This window comes from Duganella hordei (assembly GCF_040369125.1).
GTDB classification, from domain to species: Bacteria; Pseudomonadota; Gammaproteobacteria; order Burkholderiales; family Burkholderiaceae_D; genus Rugamonas; species Rugamonas hordei.
The window spans coordinates 16,230-34,919 of record NZ_BPWI01000025.1; the positions used below are offsets into that span (position 1 = coordinate 16,230).

Genomic DNA, 18,690 nt, shown 5'->3' on the forward strand with positions numbered 1-18,690 from the left:
GCCGCCGATCAGCGCCAGCCAGCCGCACCGTCGCCAGGCCTGCGGGCCGGATGGTCGATTCAGTTCGATGATATGGCCTCTAGTTAGCTTACATTGGGCAGGTGCCGACCTTGGTCTTGACACCGTCGCGGAAGGGATCGCGGCCACCGGTCAGCGCGTTCGACTCCATGTAGGCGCAGTAGGTGCCGGCGGGGCCGTGGATCTTGGTCATATGGCGTCCGTCGGGGAGGCTGACCTCCTCGTACGTCACCGAGCCGCCGCCGATGTAGGCGCCGCCGATCTTGGCCGCCAGCGCGGTCTGGTCGTTGGCGACGAACTTGTCGCGCGGATTCCAGGCTTCCTTGCGCAGCTGCTTGTCGACGGCGGCCGCGCTTTTCAGGGCGCGCTGCCGCAAATCCTCGTCCGGCTTGGCCGGCAAGGCGAAGGGATCGGGCGGTGGCGCTGTCTGGGTGATGGCCTGCGGCACGGTCGGATGCACCGCCGGTGCCGGCGCCGGCAACGATGACGACGCCGGCGCTTCCCGCAACCGCCTGACTGGCGCCTGTGCCGTCTTCGGCCGCTCAGGCGGCGGCTGGACAGGGGCCAGGATATAGGTGATGCCCGCCTGGGGCGCCACGGGGGCCGCCAAAGGCCGCTCAGGCGTCCGCCAGCAGAGAAACGCCACGATATGCGCGCAGCCGATCAGCGCCAGCCAGCCTCGCCGTCGCCAGGCCTGCGGGCCGGATGGTCGATTCAGTTCGATGATATCGCCTCAAGTTAGCTTAAAACCAAGCGATACTGCTGCGCCCTCCTCTGCCCGTCAAAGCAAATATAAAAAAAGCCACCGCAAGATACCTTGGGTGGCTTTTAACAGTACCGGACGCCGCTTAGCGTTTCTTGTCGGCGGCGACCTCGTCGGGACGAACCTTGGCAGCCAGCTTGTCCAGCACGCCGTTGACATATTTATGGCCATCGATACCGCCGAAGGACTTGGTCAGCTCGACCGCTTCGTTGATGACGACGCGGTAAGGGATTTCCAGGTTGTTCTTCAGCTCGAACGCACCGATCAGCAGCACGGCGTGCTCGATCGGGGACAGTTCCGCCACGCCGCGGTCGACCAGCGAGGCGAAGCTTTCGCGCAGCGCCACCGAATCCTTGATCGCGCCGTACAGCAGCACAGTGAAGTGATCGCCGTCCGCCTTGTCGAAGCCGTGCGCGGCGCGGATGTTGTTCACCACGGTGGCGGCGTCTTCATTGTTCAGCAGCCACTGATACAAACCCTGCAACGCAAACTCGCGCGCGCGGTGGCGCGGCGTACGGTTCTTGCTAGGGTTGGCGTGCAAAATTTTATCTGTCATGGTTATACCTGTTCTTAAATACTTACAAAATTACTGATTACTCGTCGTCGCCGTTGTCCTGGTTCAGCTCTTCCAGGGCGATGGTCAGATTGGCCATCTCAACCGCGACGCGCGCCGCGTCGGCGCCCTTCTCGGCCATGCGCACTTCGGCCTGCTCATCGGTCTCGGTGGTCAGGATCGCGTTGGCGATAGGAATACCATAATCGAGGCCGATACGGGTGATGCCCGCGCCCGATTCGTTCGACACCAGCTCGAAGTGATAGGTTTCGCCGCGGATCACCGCGCCCAGCGCGATCAGCGCGTCGAACTGCTGCGACTCCGCCATCTTCTGCAGGATCAGCGGCACTTCCAGCGCGCCCGGCACGGTCACGTGCAGCACGTCTTCATCGGCCACGCCCAGGTGTTTCAGTTCGGCCAGGCAGGCCGACAGCAGGCCGTGGCAGACGTCCTCGTTAAAGCGGGCCTGGACGATGCCGACACGCAGGCCATCGCCGGACAAATTGGTTTCGTAGCTTCCTACAGTCATGGAGTGCCTCTTTATATGTTGGGTTGTTAGTTCGGTTTGGCCAGGTAGCCGGTCACTTCCAGGTCGAAGCCCGTCATCGACGGCATCTTGCGCGGGCTGGCCAGCAGCTGCATCTTGCAGACGCCGACTTCACGCAGGATCTGCGCGCCGATACCGTAGCTGCGCAGGTCCATGCTGGCAGCGCGGCCCTTCGGCTTGGTTTCCGGCTTGCCCAGCGCGTCGAACTGGGCGAAGAACTGCTCCGCCGTCTCTTCGCAATTGAGCAGCACGATCACGCCGCGCTCGGACGCCTTGACCGCCGCCAGCGACGACGACAGGTTCCACGAGTGGGTGGTCGCTTCCGATTCCAGGATATCCAGGATGGACACCGGCTGGTGCACGCGCACCAGGGTTTCCTTGCTCTTTTCGATGTCGCCGTGCACCAGCGCCAGGTGTGCCGAGCCGCTTGGCTTGTCGCGGAAGGCGATCATGCGGAAGTCGCCCTGCGCCGTCTTCAGCGGACGCTCGCCGATCTTCTCGACCAGCGACTCGTTGCGGCTGCGGTAGTGGATCAGGTCGGCGATGGTGCCGATCTTCAGGCCGTGTTCCTTGGCGAACTCCAGCAGGTCCGGCAGGCGCGCCATGGTGCCGTCGTCCTTCATGATCTCGCAGATCACCGAGGCCGGCGTCAGGCCGGCCATCGAGGTCAGGTCGCAGCCGGCTTCGGTATGGCCGGCGCGCATCAGCACGCCGCCCTTTTGCGCCTTCAGCGGGAAGATGTGGCCCGGCTGGACGATGTCCGACGGCAGCGTGTCCTTGGCCACGGCCACCTGGATGGTCTTGGCGCGGTCGGCCGCCGAGATGCCGGTGGTCACGCCCTCGGCCGCCTCGATCGACACCGTGAAGTTGGTGCCGAAGGCGGTGCCGTTACGGGCCGACATCATCGACAGGTTCAACTGGTCGCAGCGCTCCTCGGTCAGCGTCAGGCAGACCAGGCCACGCGCGTGCTTGACCATGAAGTTGATGGCTTCAGGCGTGACAAAGTCCGCCGCAAGCACCAGGTCGCCCTCGTTTTCCCGGTCTTCCTCGTCGACCAGGATCACCATGCGGCCAGCGCGCAGTTCGGCGACGATTTCTTCGGTGCTGGAAATAGACATTTTTAATCCTTTGTAGCTGAGCTAGAACGTTTCTTAACCCGCTATTTTAAAGGATTTACGCCACCCCAACCGGAAACGCCGGTTTTTCCGCGAAAAACCGCTGCCCAACGTGGTGACAGTCCTATTCTCCTCGATAGTGCCCGGCTGCGATATCTTCCAGCAGTGTCGGATGCCGTGGTTGCCAATCCAGCAACTCGCGGGTGGCGGCGCTCGATGCGGCCGCATCCAGGCCGAAGAACATGCCGAGCCAATCAAAATGCTCGCGCGCCTGGTCCGCCGGGATTGTCGTCACCGGCACATTGAGAAACTGGCCCAGCGCAGCAGCGATCTCCCGCGTGGCGACGCCTTCCTCGCCAACAGCGTGCAGCACGCTGCCCGCAGGAGCCTTGTCGATCGCCAGTTGAACCAGCTTGCCTGCATCCAGCCGGTTCACCGCGGACCACCGGTTCCGGCCATCGCCGATGTACGCCGACACGCCCTTCTTGCGCGCGATGCTGGCGAGCACGGAGACGAATCCATGATCGCCGCCGGCGCCGTGCACAGTCGGCGAAAAGCGCATCACCATCGCCCGAATGCCGCGCTCCACCAGGCTCAGCGTGTACGCCGCATTCCCCAGGCGCGGATGCATCGAGATATTGGGCATGTCGCGTTCCGTGCCGATCCGCCCCGTAGCCAGCCCCAGCGTGCCGGAGGCGATGAGCAGCGGACCATTCGAGTCTTCCAGCACATCGGCGAACGTCTCGATGGCCGTGCGGTCCATCCGCGCGGCGGCCGCCATTTGAGAGAAGTCGTGGCTGTAGCCGAGGTGCACCACGCCCTCTGCCCGCCCGGCGGCCGCGCGCAGGCTGACCAAGTCATCCAGGCTGCCGCGAACCACTTCGGCGCCCAGCTTGTCAACTTTGGCGGCGGCTTCATCCGATCGGGCCAGCCCAAGAACATGATGTCCTGCGGCGATCAGTTCGGTGACGGTGGCCGAGCCGATCCAGCCGGACGCACCGGTAACGAGTAAGCGCATGGGATTTCCTTTCGAAGTGATGTCATCAAGTGTCATCAGTATAGACCTATAATGTCACTTTGTGTCAACACCAGGAAAAATCATGGGGCGATGGGAACCGGATGCCGCAGGCCGCTTTCGGCAGGCGGCACTGGAATTGTTCGGTGATGTGGGATATGAGCAAACGACCGTTGCCGACATTGCCGCGCGGGCCGGGCTGACTGCGCGCACGTTCTTTCGCTACTTCGCCGACAAGCGGGAAGTACTTTTCAACGGGTCTGAGCGCCTGCAGCAGGTAATGATGGATGGGCTCGGCAACGCGCCGGCAAACGCTTCAGCGATGGAAGCTATTGCGGCCGCGTTGAACGGGACGGCCGACTTCTTCGTCGCCACGCATCGCCCGTTTTCGCGGCAGCGCAGTGCGGTGATCGCCGCCAATACAGAACTTCTTGAACGCGAGCTGATGAAGCTCGCCAACCTGGCGCTGGCGCTGGCCGCAGGCTTGCGCGCGCGCGGCGTTCCCGAGCCGGATGCCAGTCTCGCAGCCGAGACGGGCATCGCAGTTTTCCGCGTGGCCTTTGGTCAGTGGGTCGACGCATCGGAACAACGCAGTTTTGGCGAAATCGTCAACGAAGCGCTGGCCCGGCTCAGGGGCCTTGCCGCGCCCGCTTGAGGTTCCCCTTTACTTACCGATGATGCTGGACACCGACACCATCCGCTCCACGTAGCGGGCGATCAAGTCGATTTCCAGGTTGACCTGCTTGCCCACTTCCAGATGCTTCAGCGTAGTCATGGCGATCGTGTGCGGGATGAGGTTGATCGAGAACTGGCAGACCAGGTCCTTGCCGCTGCCGATGTCGGTCACGCGGTTCACCGTCAGCGACACGCCGTTGACGACGATCGATCCCTTGAATGCCAGGAACTTGGCCAGGTCGTGCGGCGCTTCGATGACCAGCTCCCACGATTCGCCCACCGCCTCGAACTTGCGCACCACACCCAGGCCATCCACGTGGCCGGAAACCAGGTGGCCGCCGAGACGCTCGTTCAGGGTCAGCGCCTTTTCCAGGTTCACTTCGGTCAGGGTGTCGAGGCCGACGGTGCAATTGAGGCTCTCGCGCGAGACGTCGACGCGGAAACTGGTGTCGTCCTTCTCGACCACGGTCATGCAGGCGCCGTTGATGGCGATCGAGTCGCCCAGCGCGACGTCGGCCAGCGGCAGGCCGCCGGCGTTGATGTCCAGGCGTACGCCCGCGAACGAGCCGCCTTCGAGCGGTTTGACCGATTCAATTTTGCCGATAGCGGCGACAATTCCAGTAAACATGTGAGTGCAATCTAAATTAATGAGTGAATCGTGCAAGGATACGCAAATCTTCGCCGACCTGCTTAACCTCGTGAAATTTCAACTGCTGCTTGAGCGACAGGTCGGTAAACGCCGGCAAGGCGAACATGCCCTGCCCGTCGCCGATCAGCGACGGCGCCAGGTACACCAGCAACTCGTCGACGCAGCCCTCGCGTATCAATGAGCCGTTCAGCTTGCCACCCGCCTCCACGTGCAGCTCGTTGATCTGGCGGCGGCCCAGTTCACGCATCAGCTCGGGCAGGTCGACCTTGCCCGATGCGTTGGGCAGCATGATGATCTCGGCACCGGCCGCGCGCAACGCCGCTTCCTTTTCCGGATTGGCCACCGCCGCCGCGATCCACGTGCCGCCGCCTTCCAATATCTTGGCGGAAAGGCTGATATCAAGCTTGCTGTCGACCACGATGCGGCGCGGCTGGCGCGGCGTTTCCACCGCGCGCACGTTCAGCTGCGGATCGTCGGCCTTGACGGTGCCGATGCCGGTCAGGATGGCGCAGGCGCGGGCGCGCCAGGCATGGCCGTCCGCGCGCGCTTCCGGGCCGGTGATCCATTGGCTGACGCCGTTGTGCAGCGCCGTCATGCCGTCCAGGCTGGCGGCGGTTTTCATGCGCACCCACGGCAGGCCGCGCGTCATGCGCGAGAAAAAGCCGATGTTCAGTTCGTAGGCCTGCGCAGCCAGCAGGCCGGTGCTGGTCTCGATGCCGGCGGCGGCCAGCTTGGCCATGCCCTGCCCGGCCACCAGCGGATTCGGATCCTCCATCGCCGCCACCGCGCGGCCCAGGCCGGCGCGCACCAGCGCGTCCGAACATGGCGGCGTGCGGCCATAGTGGTTGCAAGGCTCCAGCGTGACATAGGCGGTGGCGCCGCGCACATCGTGGCCGCGCGCCTGCGCATCCTTGAGCGCCTGGATTTCGGCATGGTCGCCACCGGCCTGCTGCGTCACACCGGCACCGATCACCTGGCCGTCGCGCACGATCACACAGCCGATGTGCGGGTTCGGCGACGTGGTGTACAAGCCTTTCGCGGCCCATTCCAGCGCCAGCGTCATGCCTTCGAGATCGTTGCTGATGTTCACTTTGTCCTTAGTCAGTAGCGCTGGAGCAGCTTGCGCCGTCCACCGCCGGATCGCATACGCGCACCCGGCCCAGCATATTGATCTTGATATTGCGCGTGCTATCCCCCTGCACCAGCGACAGCGTGCCCCAGCGGGCCGCCAGGCTGTTGCCGGCGCTGCAAGCACGCCCAGCGCTATTATAGGCAAGGTAGGCCGGTGTTGCACTCGATGAAAAAACCGAGGCCACACTGATGCCTTCCGCCAGCGGACCATGCTGGAACAGCAGCAGCTCGCCCGCGTCGGGGCGACGGTTGTTGTTTTCATCGACAAATACCACCCAGCCTTCGCGCCAGGAGCTGCCGGACGGGTCCAGCGGCACCAGCAATACCTTGCCGCCGCGCGCGACGGCATGCGAGCGTGTCAGGTTGATGGCGGCGACCAGGTCGTTGACGGCGATGCGCAGTTGCTGGCGCCGCAGCACGCCGACATAGCTGGGCACCGCGACCGCCAGCAGTATGCCGGCCAACACCAGCACGATCAGTAATTCGGTGAGCGAGTAGCCGCGCCGCGAGGGGCCGCTCATGGCCAGCACCGCGTGGACGGGCCGGACGCGAGCCGCAGGCCGGTGCTGGTCAGCGTCAGTTGCTGGCAATCTTCGTCGTGGAAATTGCGATCCACGACCGCGGTTCCCGGCTTGGCGACCAGTTGCACGCATTGCGAAATCAGTTCGCCATCGCAGGCCTTGCCTTCGATTTCGTAAGCGCTGGTCAGCGCGCCATTGCTGCTCCACCACTTGAACTGCCGCGCTTCCGGCTCCGTGACGCCGGCGGAGAATGCGATGTAGGTATTGGTCTGCGTGAAAAACCGTTCTTCCTGCTGCATCAACTGCAGCAGCGCGGCCTGCCCCTCGGCGCGACGCGCGCGTATCACGTGCTGCTGGTAGCTCGGCATCGCCTGCGCCGCCAGCACGGCCAGGATCACCAGCACCACCAACAGCTCGATCATGCTGAACGCCTTGCATCGTGCCCCGTTCATTTCAAGGCCTCATGCAGTTCGCGCCAGTTGGCCACCTCGCGCCAACTGAGCCGGCCGGCCCGCAACTTCACCTTGACGCTGCCAACAGGCGCGGCTCCAGGTGCGGCCGGATTGATCAGGTGGTAGGTCTTGTCGATGCGGGCCTGGCCGGTTGAATCGGGTGCTGTGCGAGTGACGGACGCCAACAGCAACGACGGCGTCGCCGCATAGGCAGTCATCGGCGCGCCTATCAGCGGGTAACCGATGCTGACTGGCGACGGCATAAAAACAGCATAGCCATCGGGCAAGCCGCTCAGCGCGTTCAAGGCGTAGCTGCGGCTACTGGAGGCGCCGCATGCACCGGTGCCGGGCAGCAGCGTGTTGAACACCACTTCGACGCCAAGCAGCCTGCCGCTGTCGATGCTGCGCTCGCCGCTGCTGGCGGACCGCAGGAAGTCCATATACCAGCCCTTGCTGCCAGGCTCCGCCTCGCGGCCGCTGATGCCGAGCAAATCGGCCACACCTGCGCCTGCCGTCAGCATACGCTCCGTTAGTTGGCGCCGACCGGACACAGCATCCATGGGCACGGCGAGACTGTCATGGATCGCGTAGAACGACTGCGTCGAGAAACTGGCGGGCAACAGGTCTGCTCGTTCTATCAGGGCGCCGGTGCCGAACAGCACCATGTAGCCGCCGCCCGTGGCGTAGGCCAGCATCGGCTGCTGGGCGATGGGCTGGCGCTTGCCGCTCGCATCCCGGGCGCTGAACAACGGCGTTTTGCCTGCGCCTTTCCACGGAGCGGGGCCGCCAAAGTCAAAGCGCCACAGATTGCCTTGCAGGTCGCCGGCATAGGCGTAGGCCAGCGCGCCGTCGTGGTCCAGCGCCAGCACCGGCGCGCTCAGCGCGTTCGCCAACGTGGCGTCGGCGATCGGAGTGATCAGGCGGTAGTAATTGCTGTTGATCTGCCACGGTGCGTCGCGCGCCTTGTCCAGCACCAGCAGGAACAAGGCGCCCTTGCCGGCTGTGCTGGCGTGGCCATCGCCGGCATAGTTGTTCAAGCCGCTGGCGACGATGGCGAAATAGCGGTAGCTGGCCACGCCGCCGCTCATGCTCATGCGAACCTTCGCGATCTGCGGTGATGTGGTGACGTTGCCCATCATGGGATCGTCGCGGTCGGTGAATTCCCACAGCGCAGTGGTGGCGTCCAGGCGTTCAGGATCGGTGACATCGAGTGCGAACACGCCTTGCGCGCCCCCGCCCATGCCTGACACCAGGACGGTGCGCCAGTTGCCGGCAATCAGCGCATCTGCCGTGCCGGCGGGGCCGTCGACGTAGGCGCGGTGGACGTAGTCTTTGCCCGGCAGCCGGTTCAGTACCGGCATCAGGGCGTCGGGCACATAGGCGTACAGCTCCTTGCCGGTGTCGGCGTCGAAAGCGTGCAGCATGCCGTCGTTGGCGCCCAGGTAGATGACTTGGCGGCGGGCTTTGTGGCGCATCCGGAAAACCTGGTAGTCGGCGCCCGGCGAAGCGCCAGCAGGCGGGCCGACGAACACCGGTGTGCCATGGACCGAGTCGCCCAGCACGCTGCCTCGGCGGCGGAACAGCGTGCCTTCGCCACTACGGTCGCCGCGCAGATAGGCGAGGCGCAATTCGCCCAAACCGTCTGCTGTCCGAACGGGCTTGGCCGCTGCTGTTGGCGGTGCTTGATTCAGCAACGCCTGCTGGGCGGCGGATAACGCGGACCACTCGAAGGGCGCGCCGCTCAGCGTACCGTCCGCCTGCACAACCGACGTGTAGATTCGCCGCTCCGCTGGTAGCGGCAACGGTGCGTGCGCGGAGTCCCCGGTGAGGATGGCGCCGGCATCCCACGACGCGGTGGGGGATGCCGACAGCAAGGCGATGCGTTCAAAGTGACCACTCCAGTCGCCGATATCCATCGTTGCCTGAAACAGATCGCCACTGCCCGCAGCCTCCACGAGCAGCGTGGGACCCGCGACGCTAATGGTCGCACTGCCCGGTGTCACGGTGCGACAAGTAGCGGCAAGCGGTTCACTGGCAATATTCAACACCGGTGGCGCGGCGCAAACGTCCATCGCCATTAGCAACCATACCGGCACCACTTTGAAGACATGCATGACACTCCCCTCAATCCGGCTTGCTGAACACCGTTTGCAGCACCACCTCGGTCGCCGGCCTGGCGCCAAAGCCGATCGCGGTCACGCGGTAGCAATAGCTGGCCGCCGCGCCGGCCGACGCATCCTCGCCCGGCGGATGACACTCCATGCGCTCGATCACATAGCGTGGCTTCTTGAACGGCAGGAAGCCCTCGCCGGTCGACATCGCGGCGCCGGTTCGCGCGCCATAAGAAAGCGTGCATTTGCCGCCGTCTTCCACGCCGGACAGATCCACCCGCTGCCAGACCGGCGCAGCACCGGGCACCGCGTCGCATGGCACCGCAGGGCCGGCCTGTATATCGCGCTCCGCATCCGCCAAGGCATCCTCCGCCGCCTGAAACGCCACGTCCCGGTCGCGCTCACCACGCGCGGCCTTCTCGCCCTGCAAGCTCATTTGCGCCGCCGACACACCCAGCAGCATCACCAGGATCAGCATCATCAAGCAGACCAGCACGGTCACGCCCTGCTGCCTCCGCGCGCGCTTCATCCGCCGCTCCGGTTGCGCAACGCGACTGTCATGCCGACCACGCGCCGCGCCCGCGTGCGCTGGGCCGCCGGCAAGCTGCCTTCCATGATGCGCACGCCCTCGTCGTCGCCGTGCGCCTCGGAATACGCGGCGCCGAACAGATCGAATTGCGTCGCCACCGTGTCGGCGCGCGAGTTGCTGTCGCCGTGCAGCAGCAAGGCGACCTTGATGCTGCACACGCGCTTCCACCAGGTCTTGCGGTTCAGGTCGCGCTGGCGTTCATCCGGCGTGCCGCCGACCAGCGCCAGCGCGGCATCCAGCGCGTCGACCGTCCTGGCGTTGACGTAAGTATTGGGAATGCCGTCGGCCACAACGTCGGTGTCCAGCCCGTACAGCACTTGAAAGGAATCGACGCCGTGCACGATCGCATCGGTGCCCCAGCCGGAGGCGCCACGGTATTTGCAGCGCAGCTCCGCTTCGCCGGCAGCATCGGCGGCGACATAGAATATGCTCCAGCCGCGCTCCGCCTCCGCGTGCGGTATGGCGACGCCAAAGCCGGCGCAGTTCAGGCTGGAGCCGTCGCCGTTGCCGCCCTCGCCCGAACCGGAGAAGCGCAACGCCAGCACGTCGCTGCCGTGCGCCACGGCCGGCAATGGCGCGGAGATGTCCGCGCTGCCCCGGCCGATGCCGCTCGCGTCCAGTCCGGCAACGGGCGCAGGCGCGTCGGCCGCCAGTTCGGCCGGCGCGGCCTTGCTGTCCCAGTTGACGTAGGCGCTTTGGCGTATGGCCTGCGCCATGATGTCCAGTGCCTGGCGGCCGTCGTCGTTGAGCCAGGAGTTTTCATTGTGGTTGCGGTAATTGCCGGCGGCCGCCAGCAGCAAACTGCCGGCCACCAAGGTGACGAGCAGGCCCAACAGCAGCGCGATGGCGAATTCGACCAGCGTCCAGCCGGCCGGGTGCGAGGGCGGCGATCGCATGAGCAGCCTCGGCGCGTTCATCGCGTCGCCCCCACCGCCAGCGCGACGCCGGGCGCGAATTCGCCGGCATCGTCCTTGCGCGGCGTGCCGTCCGGATTCTTGCCGTGCCAGCCGACCTTGACCACCAGCGGCGCGCCGGCCCCGCCGCCGCATGCCCAGCGCAATTTTCCGCCCACCCACAGGCCGGCATCGCGGCACACCAGCACGCGCCCCGCCGGCAGCCGGTCGCGCACCTGCACCTTGATCTCGTACAGATCGAACGATGCCAGCTGCGCGCTATCGCAGGCGCCGCCATAGCACAGCGCCGCCGGCGCCGACGGATGAGGATCGGCCAGCGCGTCGTAGTTGAGCAGCAAATAGGGATTGGCGCCGTCGCCGAGGCGCATTTGATCGGCGTTGGCGCGCATGCGCTCGGCCAGGCTGGTGGCCAGCTGCGTTGCCTGCGACACCAGCACCGCCTGATGCCGCGTGCGCAGCGCCGCCAGTTGCATCGCCACGCCGCCGACGATACCAAACGCCAGCAACAGCACGGCGACCAGTATTTCCACCAGCGTAAAACCGGACAACAAAGCACGTGCGCGCACGGCACACCTCCGCAAAGTCGATCACGACTGTGCTAGAAGTTAGCAGCGCTTACTGCAGAGAGTATGAGATGTATCAAAAGTGCGCCAGCCGTAGGCCGGCGGACGATCAAGCCTTGCGTGGCTTGCGGTCCTGGCCGACTTCGGCAATCGCATCCTGGAACTCGGCCAGGTCTTCGAAGTTTTTATACACCGACGCAAAGCGGATGTAGGCGATCTTGTCCAGGCGCTTCAGTTCCTGCATCACCAGCTCGCCGATGTAGCCGGTGTCGACTTCGCGCTGTCCGCTGGTCAGCAGCTTTTCTTCAATGGACAGTATGGCCGCGTCGACGGCGGGCGCCGCCACGGGCCGCTTGCGCAAGGCCAGGGTCAGGCTGCCGCGCAGCTTGGCCGCCGCATACTCGGTGCGGCTGCCGTTCTTCTTGACCACATACGGCATCACCAGTTCGATGCGCTCATACGTGGTAAATCGTTTATCACATTTACCGCAGCGCCTGCGCCGGCGTATGGAATCCCCTTCCTCGGATACACGCGTATCGAGAACCTGGGTATCGTCATGCTGGCAGAACGGACATTTCATATGGGCATGCGCCTCGGTGGTAGTGTGACGCCGGCGGTCGCCGGCGTCACGATGCTGCAATTACTTGGCGTAGACTGGGAACTTGTCAGCCAGCACCTTCACCGCCGCCTTGACGCGCTCGATGGTGGCCGCGTCGTGCGGGTTGTCCAGCACGTCGGCGATCAGGTTGCCCACTTCTTCCGCTTCCGCTTCCTTGAAGCCGCGAGTGGTCATCGCCGGCGAGCCCAGGCGGATGCCGGAAGTCACGAATGGCTTCTGCGGATCGTTAGGAATGCCGTTCTTGTTGGTGGTGATGTGCGCCGTGCCCAGGATCGCTTCCGCTTCCTTGCCGGTCAGGTTCTTCGGACGCAGGTCCACCAGCATCACGTGCGACTCGGTGCCGCCGGAAACGATGCGCAGGCCGCGCTTGATCAGGGTCTTGGCCAGCACGTCGGCGTTGATGACGACCTGTTGCTGGTAAGCCTTGAACTCGGGGGTCAGAGCTTCCTTGAACGCGACAGCCTTGCCGGCGATCACGTGCATCAGCGGGCCGCCCTGGATGCCTGGGAAGATGGCCGAGTTGATGATCTTCTCGTGCTCGGCCTTCATCAGGATGATGCCGCCGCGCGGGCCGCGCAGCGATTTGTGCGTGGTCGAGGTGACGAAGTCGGCGTGCGGCACAGGGTTAGGGTACAGGCCGGCGGCGATCAGACCGGCGTAGTGCGCCATGTCGACCATGAAGTATGCGCCCACCGCTTTGGCGACGGCGGCGAAGCGCTCGAAGTCGATCTTTTTCGAGAACGCCGAGGCGCCGGCGATGATCAGCTTGGGCTTGTGTTCCTTGGCCAGCGCTTCCATGGCGTCATAGTCGATGTCTTCCGCAGCGGTCAGGCCGTAGGAGACGACGTTGAACCATTTGCCGGACATGTTCAGCGGCATGCCGTGGGTCAGGTGGCCGCCTTCGGCCAGCGACATGCCCATGATGGTGTCGCCTGGTTTCAGCACGGCGAAGAACACGCCCTGGTTGGCCTGCGAGCCCGAGTTAGGCTGGACGTTGGCCGCTTCCGCGCCGAACAGCTGCTTGACGCGGTCGATCGCCAGTTGCTCGACGACGTCGACATACTCGCAACCGCCGTAGTAGCGCTTGCCTGGGTAGCCTTCGGCGTATTTATTGGTCAGCTGCGAACCCTGGGCTTCCATCACCGCTGGCGAAGTGTAGTTCTCTGAGGCGATCAGTTCGATGTGATCGTGCTGACGGGTGTTTTCTTTTTGAATGGCGCCGAACAGTTCCGGGTCAACGCTGGCGAGGGTGTGATCTTTTGCGAACATGAAAAACTCCAATCGATTGAGTAGCTTGTTACTGGCAGTTGGATCGAATGAGGGAAGCCGATAGCGGACAGGCAGCCTCTTCGTGCATTTCCATCGTGGGCTGCCCAGGCGAACGGCTATTGAAATCTCACGTTTCCCGGTGGATGCCCACCTTTCGCCGACAGTCGGAAAACGCACCAAATCAGGGACGTTTTGCCGATTCCTGCAGCTTTTCGCCAGTTACGTGAGACGTAATGGAAGCCCGATTGTAATTTATGCGCCAGAATTGAGCAAGGAAATGATTGCATTAAAAATAACTTTAAAGCCTTTTTCATGGCCGCCATAAGCAAAGCAGTCATTTCGGCTACAATTTTCCCCAACATTGACCACCAAGGATAGATCATGATCGTCTTCATCACGGGCGCCACCGCCGGCTTCGGCGCCGCCATGGCACGCACCTTCGTCCAGAACGACCACAAAGTGCTGATCAGCGGCCGCCGCGAAGACCGCCTGCAGGCGCTGTCGGCCGAACTGGGCGCGGCCGCCCGCCCCCTGGTGCTGGACGTGACCGACAAGGCCTCGATCAAGGCCGCGCTCGACAGCCTGCCTGCCGAATGGCAGCAGATCGACGTGCTGATCAACAATGCCGGCCTGGCGCTGGGCGTCACGCCGGCGCATGAGTCGTCGCTGGAAGACTGGGACACGATGATCGCCACCAACTGCAGCGGCCTGGTGGCGATGACGCGCGCGATCCTGCCTTCGATGGTGGCGCGCGGCAGCGGCACCGTCATCAACCTCGGCTCGGTGGCCGGCGACACGCCCTACCCGGGCGGCAACGTCTACGGCGCCACCAAGGCGTTTGTCGAACAGTTCACGCTGAACCTGCGGGCCGACCTGGTCGGCACCGGCGTGCGCGCCACCAACCTGGCGCCAGGCCTGTGCGGCGGCACCGAGTTCTCCAACGTGCGACTGAAGGGCAACGACGCGGCGGCGGCCAAGGTCTACGAAGGCACCGAGCCGCTGACGGCCGAGGACATCGCCAACACCGCGTACTGGATCGCCACGCTGCCGCCGCACATCAACATCAACCGCATCGAGATGATGCCGACCTGCCAGGGCTACGGCCCGCTCAACATCAAGCGCAGCGTTTAATCCCTAGCGTATTTGCGGCCCCTCTTGCTTAAGAGGGGCTTAGCCGACCATTCATTCATGAATTGATTCGTAAGCGGTTGTTACAACCCTTGGCAAGTTGCCAGTAAAACGCTTTACTGTCGCAAGTGCAATTTTTTGCGCGCAAGTTGAAAAATCCGGCTAATTATCGGATTTGACGTGAATTCACCCGTCCATGCTTCAACGAAAACAACAAAATCGCGTAGAATGTTGCTCAATCTCACTAGTAGTCAAAATAACATGCCTGCAGAGTTTATCTGGAACGTACGGGTCTACTACGAAGACACCGACGCCGGCGGTATCGTCTATTACGCGAACTACCTCAAATTCTTTGAGCGCGCCCGCACTGAATGGCTGCGCGCGATCGATGTCGAACAGCACGCCTTGCTGCGGGAACACGACGTCATGTTCGTCGTCAAAAGCGTCAGCGCGGAGTATCATGCGCCTGCTAGGCTGGACGATGAACTAAAATTAACACTTGGTATCGAAAAGCTAGGCCGCGCCTCGATTGTTTTCGTGCAACAGGCGTGGTGCGGCGAACAGTTGCTGAACACGGCCAGGGTTAAAGTCGGCTGTGTCGGCTCGGACCTGAATCCGCGTGCCGTACCTCCGGCGGTTGTGGAAAAAATGCGCAACAGTGTCACCACTAAAACAGACTGATCAGACTGAAAACTACATGAACGTCACCCAAGACCTATCTTTCCTGTCCCTCATCACCAATGCGCACCTGATTGTGCAGTTGATCATGGCGCTGCTGTTCATCATCTCGCTGACCAGCTGGACCTACATCTTCAGCAAGATCTTCGCCGTGCGCTCGGCGCGCCGCCTGACGATCGAATTTGAAAAGACCTTCTGGGCCGGCGGCAACCTGCACGCGCTGCACCAGAACGCCGGCAAGGACCGCGCCAACAGTGGCCCGCTGGCGCGCATCTTCGAAGCCGGCATGGGCGAGTACATCAAGAGCAAGGCGGCCTACACCTCCAGCCGCGAAACCATGGACTTCGGCGCCGTGCTCGACGGCGCCCGCCGCGCCATGCGCGCCGCCTTCCAGCGCGAGATGGACGTGCTGGAATCGCACCTGGCCTTCCTGGCGTCGGTCGGTTCGGTGTCGCCGTACATCGGCCTGCTCGGCACCGTGTGGGGCATCATGAACGCCTTCCGCGGCCTGGCCAACGTGCAGCAGGCCACCTTGGCGGCGGTCGCCCCCGGCATTGCCGAAGCGCTGATCGCCACCGCCATCGGCCTGTTCGCGGCGATTCCGGCCGTGGTTGCCTACAACCGTTTTTCGCACGATATTGACCGCCTGGCGATCCGCTTCGAAAGCTTCGTCGAAGAGTTCTCCAATATCCTGCAGCGCCAGTCGCGTTAAGAAGGCAGACAGATCATGGCTTCCTCATTCTCCAGCAGCATGCGCGGCAGCCGCGGCCGCAAGTTCAAGTCCGAGATCAACGTCGTGCCCTACATCGACGTGATGCTGGTGCTGCTGATTATTTTCATGGTGATGCCGTCGGCCAACGACCCGAGCGTGGTCAACCTGCCCAACGCGGAAAAATCCACCAAGCCGCCAAGCGACTTCGTGCAGATCGTCATCAAGCCGAACGGCGCGCTGTCGATCGGCGTCAAGGGCAAGGGCGAGGAAGCGCCGGAGACGGCGCCCAACCGCGACGCGCTGGTCAAGAAGCTGCGCACCATCCATACCGACCATCCCGACTACCCTGTGCTGATCGCCGGCGACAAGGAAAGCAAGTACGACGACGTGATCCAGCTGATCTCGGAAGCGAAAAAGATGGGCATAACCCGCGTTGGCCTGGCCACCAAGTAAACCATAGTGCAAACGATGAAACCCGCAACGGCAGGCGGCCCTTACAGAGTGCCGCGACAAAATGAAGGCTGGCGCTCCGTGCTGCTGGCCGCGGCGATGCACGCCGTGCTGCTGCTGTTCCTGTGGGTGGGCGTGAGCTGGCAAAACAACGAGCCGACCGAAGTGCAGGCCGAGATCTGGGACATGAAGGTGCAGGAAGCCGCGCCGCCGGCCCCGCCGCAGCCCGAACCGGAGCCGGAACCCGAGCCGGCGCCAGTGGTCAAGGCCCCGCCTCCGCCGCCGGTGGAAGCGCCGCCCGTGCCGAAGGAGCCGGACATCGCGCTGGAGCGCCTGAAGCTGAAGAAAAAACTCGACGAAGAGAAAAAGCTGGAAGAAGCCAAGCAGGCCAAGCTGAAGAAGGAAGCCGACGAGAAGCTGGCCAAGCTGGAAGCTAAGAAGAAGGCCGAGAAACAGGAAAAGCAGGACGCCGAGGACAAGCTGAAGGAAGAAAAGCTGCAGGCTGAAAAGGACAAGAAGAAAGCCGCCGCCGAGAAACTGGCCAAGGAAAAAGCCGACAAGGCCGCCAAGGACAAGGCCTTCGCGGCCGAGATGAGCCGCATCACCGGCGCCGCCGCCAAGGGCACGGCAGGCACGGCGGCCGTGTCGACCGGCGGCAAGGTCGACGGCGGCTACCAGGCGGCGATCCGCGCCAAGATCAAGAGCAACCTGGTCTACGGCACGGTCGACGACACGCTGAGCGCGACCTACCAGATCACGCAGCTGCCGACCGGCGAGATCATCGGCGTGCGCAAGATGAAGAGCAGCGGCTCGGCCGCCTATGACAGCGCGATTGAAAACGCCATCGCCAAATCGTCACCACTACCCAAGAAAAAAGATGGTACGGTAGAGCGCGAATTCGTCGCCGATTTCAACATGAAGGATATGCACTGATGACCACCATGAAAAAACTGAACCAAGTGATCCTGACCGCCGGCCTGGCGCTGGCCGCCACCGGCAGCGCCTACGCCCAGATGCGGATCGAGATTTCCGGCGTCGGCAGCAACCAGATCCCGATCGCCGTGGCCGGTTTTGCCGACGAGAACGTCGCACCACAGGAAATCTCCGCCATCATCAAGGCCGACCTGGAGCGCAGCGGCGCCTTCAAGATCATCGACGCCGGCGTCGTCACCAGCATGAACAACATCGACTACAGCGGCTGGAAGGCCAAGGGCGCCGACGCGCTGGCGGTCGGCACCGTCGCCAAGCTGGCCGACGGCAACTATGAAGTGCGCTACAAGCTGCTCGACACCGTCAAGCAGAGCGAGCTGTCGCAGCTGGGCCTGTCACCGACGCCGCAGTTCGTGCGCCTGACCGCGCACAAGATCGCCGACGACATCTACCTGAAGCTGACCGGCATCCGCGGCGCCTTCTCCACCCGCATCGCCTACGTGCGCCAGGACGGCCCGAAGAGCTTCCAGCTGATGGTGGCCGACGCCGACGGCGAAGGCGAACAGATGGCGCTGCGCTCGAACGAGCCCATCATCTCGCCATCGTGGTCGCCGGACGGCACCAAGGTCGCCTACGTGTCGTTTGAGCAGAAGAAGCCGGTGGTCTACGTGCAAAACCTGATCACCCGCGCCCGCACCGTGATCGCCAACGAAAAAGGCAGCAACTCGGCGCCGACCTGGTCGCCGGCCGGCAACAAGCTGGCGGTGTCGCTGTCCAAGGACGGCCACACGCAGATCTACACCGTCAACGCCGACGGCAGCGGTCTGAAGCGCGTCTCCAACAGCGCCGGCATCGATTCCGAAGCCCACTTCGCGCCGGACGGCAGCATCTACTTCATGAGCGACCGCAGCGGCGGCCCGCAGATCTACCGCATGAACGCCGACGGCGGCGACGCCAAGCGCGTCACCTTCACCGGCAACTACAACATCAGCCCGCACGTGTCGGCCGACGGCAAGACGCTGGCCTACATCTCCCGCCGCGACGGCAACTACCAGCTGTACGCGATGGACCTGGCCAGCGGCCAGGAGCAGCGCCTGTCCGACAGCACCGACGACCTGAATCCAAGCTTTGCCCCGAACGGCAAATACATCATGTACGCCACGCAAGCCGGCGGCCGCAAGTCGCTGGCCGTGGTGTCGGTGGATGGACGTGTAAAACAACGCCTGACGACTCAGGCGGGCAACATCAAGGAGCCCACCTGGGGTCCGTTCATGCAGTAAGTTCAAGC

Annotated in this window: 22 protein-coding genes and 1 riboswitch; of the genes, 7 read left to right on the forward strand and 15 right to left on the reverse strand. The window is 63.7% G+C overall.

Annotation, left to right across the window (positions count from 1 at the left end):
- Nucleotides 1–88: 88 nt before the first annotated feature.
- The 5 genes from ABWW33_RS30500 to ABWW33_RS30520 form a co-directional block, all read right to left on the reverse strand.
- Nucleotides 89–628 (reverse strand): hypothetical protein, encoded by a 540-nt coding sequence (locus ABWW33_RS30500; protein WP_353405208.1) that lies wholly within the window; start codon nt 626–628, stop codon nt 89–91.
- A 238-nt stretch (nt 629–866) separates the two neighbouring features.
- Nucleotides 867–1,337 carry a transcription antitermination factor NusB gene (nusB, locus tag ABWW33_RS30505; protein WP_353405209.1) on the reverse strand — a complete coding sequence of 157 codons (471 nt, stop codon included), beginning with the start codon at nt 1,335–1,337 and terminating at the stop codon, nt 867–869.
- A gap of 37 nt (nt 1,338–1,374) precedes the next feature.
- Nucleotides 1,375–1,863, reverse strand: coding sequence for a 6,7-dimethyl-8-ribityllumazine synthase (gene ribH / locus ABWW33_RS30510; RefSeq protein WP_176653578.1), 489 nt, complete (start codon nt 1,861–1,863; stop codon nt 1,375–1,377).
- A gap of 26 nt (nt 1,864–1,889) precedes the next feature.
- Nucleotides 1,890–2,999 (reverse strand): bifunctional 3,4-dihydroxy-2-butanone-4-phosphate synthase/GTP cyclohydrolase II, encoded by a 1,110-nt coding sequence (gene ribBA, locus ABWW33_RS30515; protein ID WP_176653577.1) that lies wholly within the window; start codon nt 2,997–2,999, stop codon nt 1,890–1,892.
- Nucleotides 3,000–3,120: 121 nt separating this feature from the next.
- The gene (locus ABWW33_RS30520) at nt 3,121–4,014 is read right to left on the reverse strand and encodes an SDR family oxidoreductase (RefSeq protein WP_353405211.1); all 894 of its coding nucleotides are present in this window, start codon (nt 4,012–4,014) and stop codon (nt 3,121–3,123) included.
- 82 nt (nt 4,015–4,096) lie between these two features.
- Between ABWW33_RS30520 and ABWW33_RS30525 the strand changes: the two genes are divergently transcribed.
- Entirely contained in the window at nt 4,097–4,666 is a 570-nt protein-coding gene (locus tag ABWW33_RS30525; protein ID WP_353405213.1) for a TetR family transcriptional regulator, read from the forward strand.
- 9 nt (nt 4,667–4,675) lie between these two features.
- On the opposite strand, the gene ABWW33_RS30530 is transcribed toward ABWW33_RS30525, so the two are convergent.
- The 10 genes from ABWW33_RS30530 to glyA all read right to left on the reverse strand — a co-directional run bounded on the left by ABWW33_RS30530 (nt 4,676) and on the right by glyA (nt 13,504).
- Entirely contained in the window at nt 4,676–5,314 is a 639-nt protein-coding gene (locus ABWW33_RS30530; RefSeq protein ID WP_353405214.1) for a riboflavin synthase, read from the reverse strand.
- 16 nt (nt 5,315–5,330) lie between these two features.
- A complete protein-coding gene (gene ribD / locus ABWW33_RS30535; protein ID WP_353405215.1) occupies nt 5,331–6,425 on the reverse strand; it encodes a bifunctional diaminohydroxyphosphoribosylaminopyrimidine deaminase/5-amino-6-(5-phosphoribosylamino)uracil reductase RibD in 1,095 nt (364 codons plus the stop codon).
- A 7-nt stretch (nt 6,426–6,432) separates the two neighbouring features.
- A complete protein-coding gene (locus ABWW33_RS30540) occupies nt 6,433–6,987 on the reverse strand; it encodes a GspH/FimT family pseudopilin (RefSeq protein WP_353405216.1) in 555 nt (184 codons plus the stop codon).
- Nucleotides 6,984–7,439, reverse strand: coding sequence for a type IV pilin protein (locus ABWW33_RS30545; RefSeq protein WP_176653571.1), 456 nt, complete (start codon nt 7,437–7,439; stop codon nt 6,984–6,986). Before ABWW33_RS30545 ends, ABWW33_RS30540 begins: the two co-directional genes overlap by 4 nt.
- Nucleotides 7,436–9,355: a pilus assembly protein gene (locus ABWW33_RS30550; RefSeq protein ID WP_353405217.1), complete on the reverse strand. Its 1,920-nt coding sequence runs from the start codon at nt 9,353–9,355 to the stop codon at nt 7,436–7,438. The genes ABWW33_RS30545 and ABWW33_RS30550 overlap by 4 nt, the downstream gene beginning before the upstream one ends.
- A 208-nt stretch (nt 9,356–9,563) precedes the next feature.
- Nucleotides 9,564–10,079, reverse strand: a complete 516-nt coding sequence (locus ABWW33_RS30555; RefSeq protein WP_353405219.1) for a pilus assembly PilX family protein — start codon at nt 10,077–10,079, stop codon at nt 9,564–9,566.
- Nucleotides 10,076–11,035 (reverse strand): PilW family protein, encoded by a 960-nt coding sequence (locus tag ABWW33_RS30560; RefSeq protein ID WP_353405220.1) that lies wholly within the window; start codon nt 11,033–11,035, stop codon nt 10,076–10,078. Before ABWW33_RS30560 ends, ABWW33_RS30555 begins: the two co-directional genes overlap by 4 nt.
- 17 nt (nt 11,036–11,052) lie before the next feature.
- Nucleotides 11,053–11,619: a type IV pilus modification protein PilV gene (pilV, locus tag ABWW33_RS30565; protein WP_353405223.1), complete on the reverse strand. Its 567-nt coding sequence runs from the start codon at nt 11,617–11,619 to the stop codon at nt 11,053–11,055.
- 106 nt (nt 11,620–11,725) lie between these two features.
- Nucleotides 11,726–12,196: a transcriptional regulator NrdR gene (nrdR, locus tag ABWW33_RS30570; RefSeq protein WP_176653567.1), complete on the reverse strand. Its 471-nt coding sequence runs from the start codon at nt 12,194–12,196 to the stop codon at nt 11,726–11,728.
- Nucleotides 12,197–12,256: 60 nt separating this feature from the next.
- On the reverse strand, nt 12,257–13,504 hold the full coding sequence (gene glyA / locus ABWW33_RS30575; protein WP_176653566.1) for a serine hydroxymethyltransferase: 1,248 nt from the start codon (nt 13,502–13,504) through the stop codon (nt 12,257–12,259).
- A gap of 95 nt (nt 13,505–13,599) precedes the next feature.
- Nucleotides 13,600–13,737, reverse strand: a riboswitch (ZMP/ZTP riboswitch).
- A 148-nt stretch (nt 13,738–13,885) separates the two neighbouring features.
- On the opposite strand from glyA, the gene ABWW33_RS30580 reads away from it, so the two are divergent.
- The 6 genes from ABWW33_RS30580 to tolB all read left to right on the forward strand — a co-directional run bounded on the left by ABWW33_RS30580 (nt 13,886) and on the right by tolB (nt 18,682).
- A complete protein-coding gene (locus ABWW33_RS30580; protein WP_353405225.1) occupies nt 13,886–14,635 on the forward strand; it encodes an SDR family oxidoreductase in 750 nt (249 codons plus the stop codon).
- 258 nt (nt 14,636–14,893) lie between these two features.
- On the forward strand, nt 14,894–15,313 hold the full coding sequence (ybgC, locus tag ABWW33_RS30585) for a tol-pal system-associated acyl-CoA thioesterase (protein WP_176654047.1): 420 nt from the start codon (nt 14,894–14,896) through the stop codon (nt 15,311–15,313).
- 16 nt (nt 15,314–15,329) lie between these two features.
- Nucleotides 15,330–16,022, forward strand: coding sequence for a protein TolQ (gene tolQ / locus ABWW33_RS30590; RefSeq protein WP_176653563.1), 693 nt, complete (start codon nt 15,330–15,332; stop codon nt 16,020–16,022).
- Between the two features lie 15 nt (nt 16,023–16,037).
- Nucleotides 16,038–16,475, forward strand: coding sequence for a biopolymer transporter ExbD (locus ABWW33_RS30595; protein WP_353405227.1), 438 nt, complete (start codon nt 16,038–16,040; stop codon nt 16,473–16,475).
- 15 nt (nt 16,476–16,490) lie between these two features.
- The gene (tolA, locus tag ABWW33_RS30600) at nt 16,491–17,405 is read left to right on the forward strand and encodes a cell envelope integrity protein TolA (protein WP_353405229.1); all 915 of its coding nucleotides are present in this window, start codon (nt 16,491–16,493) and stop codon (nt 17,403–17,405) included.
- Nucleotides 17,405–18,682: a Tol-Pal system beta propeller repeat protein TolB gene (tolB, locus tag ABWW33_RS30605; protein ID WP_353405230.1), complete on the forward strand. Its 1,278-nt coding sequence runs from the start codon at nt 17,405–17,407 to the stop codon at nt 18,680–18,682. Before tolA ends, tolB begins: the two co-directional genes overlap by 1 nt.
- Nucleotides 18,683–18,690: the final 8 nt, after the last annotated feature.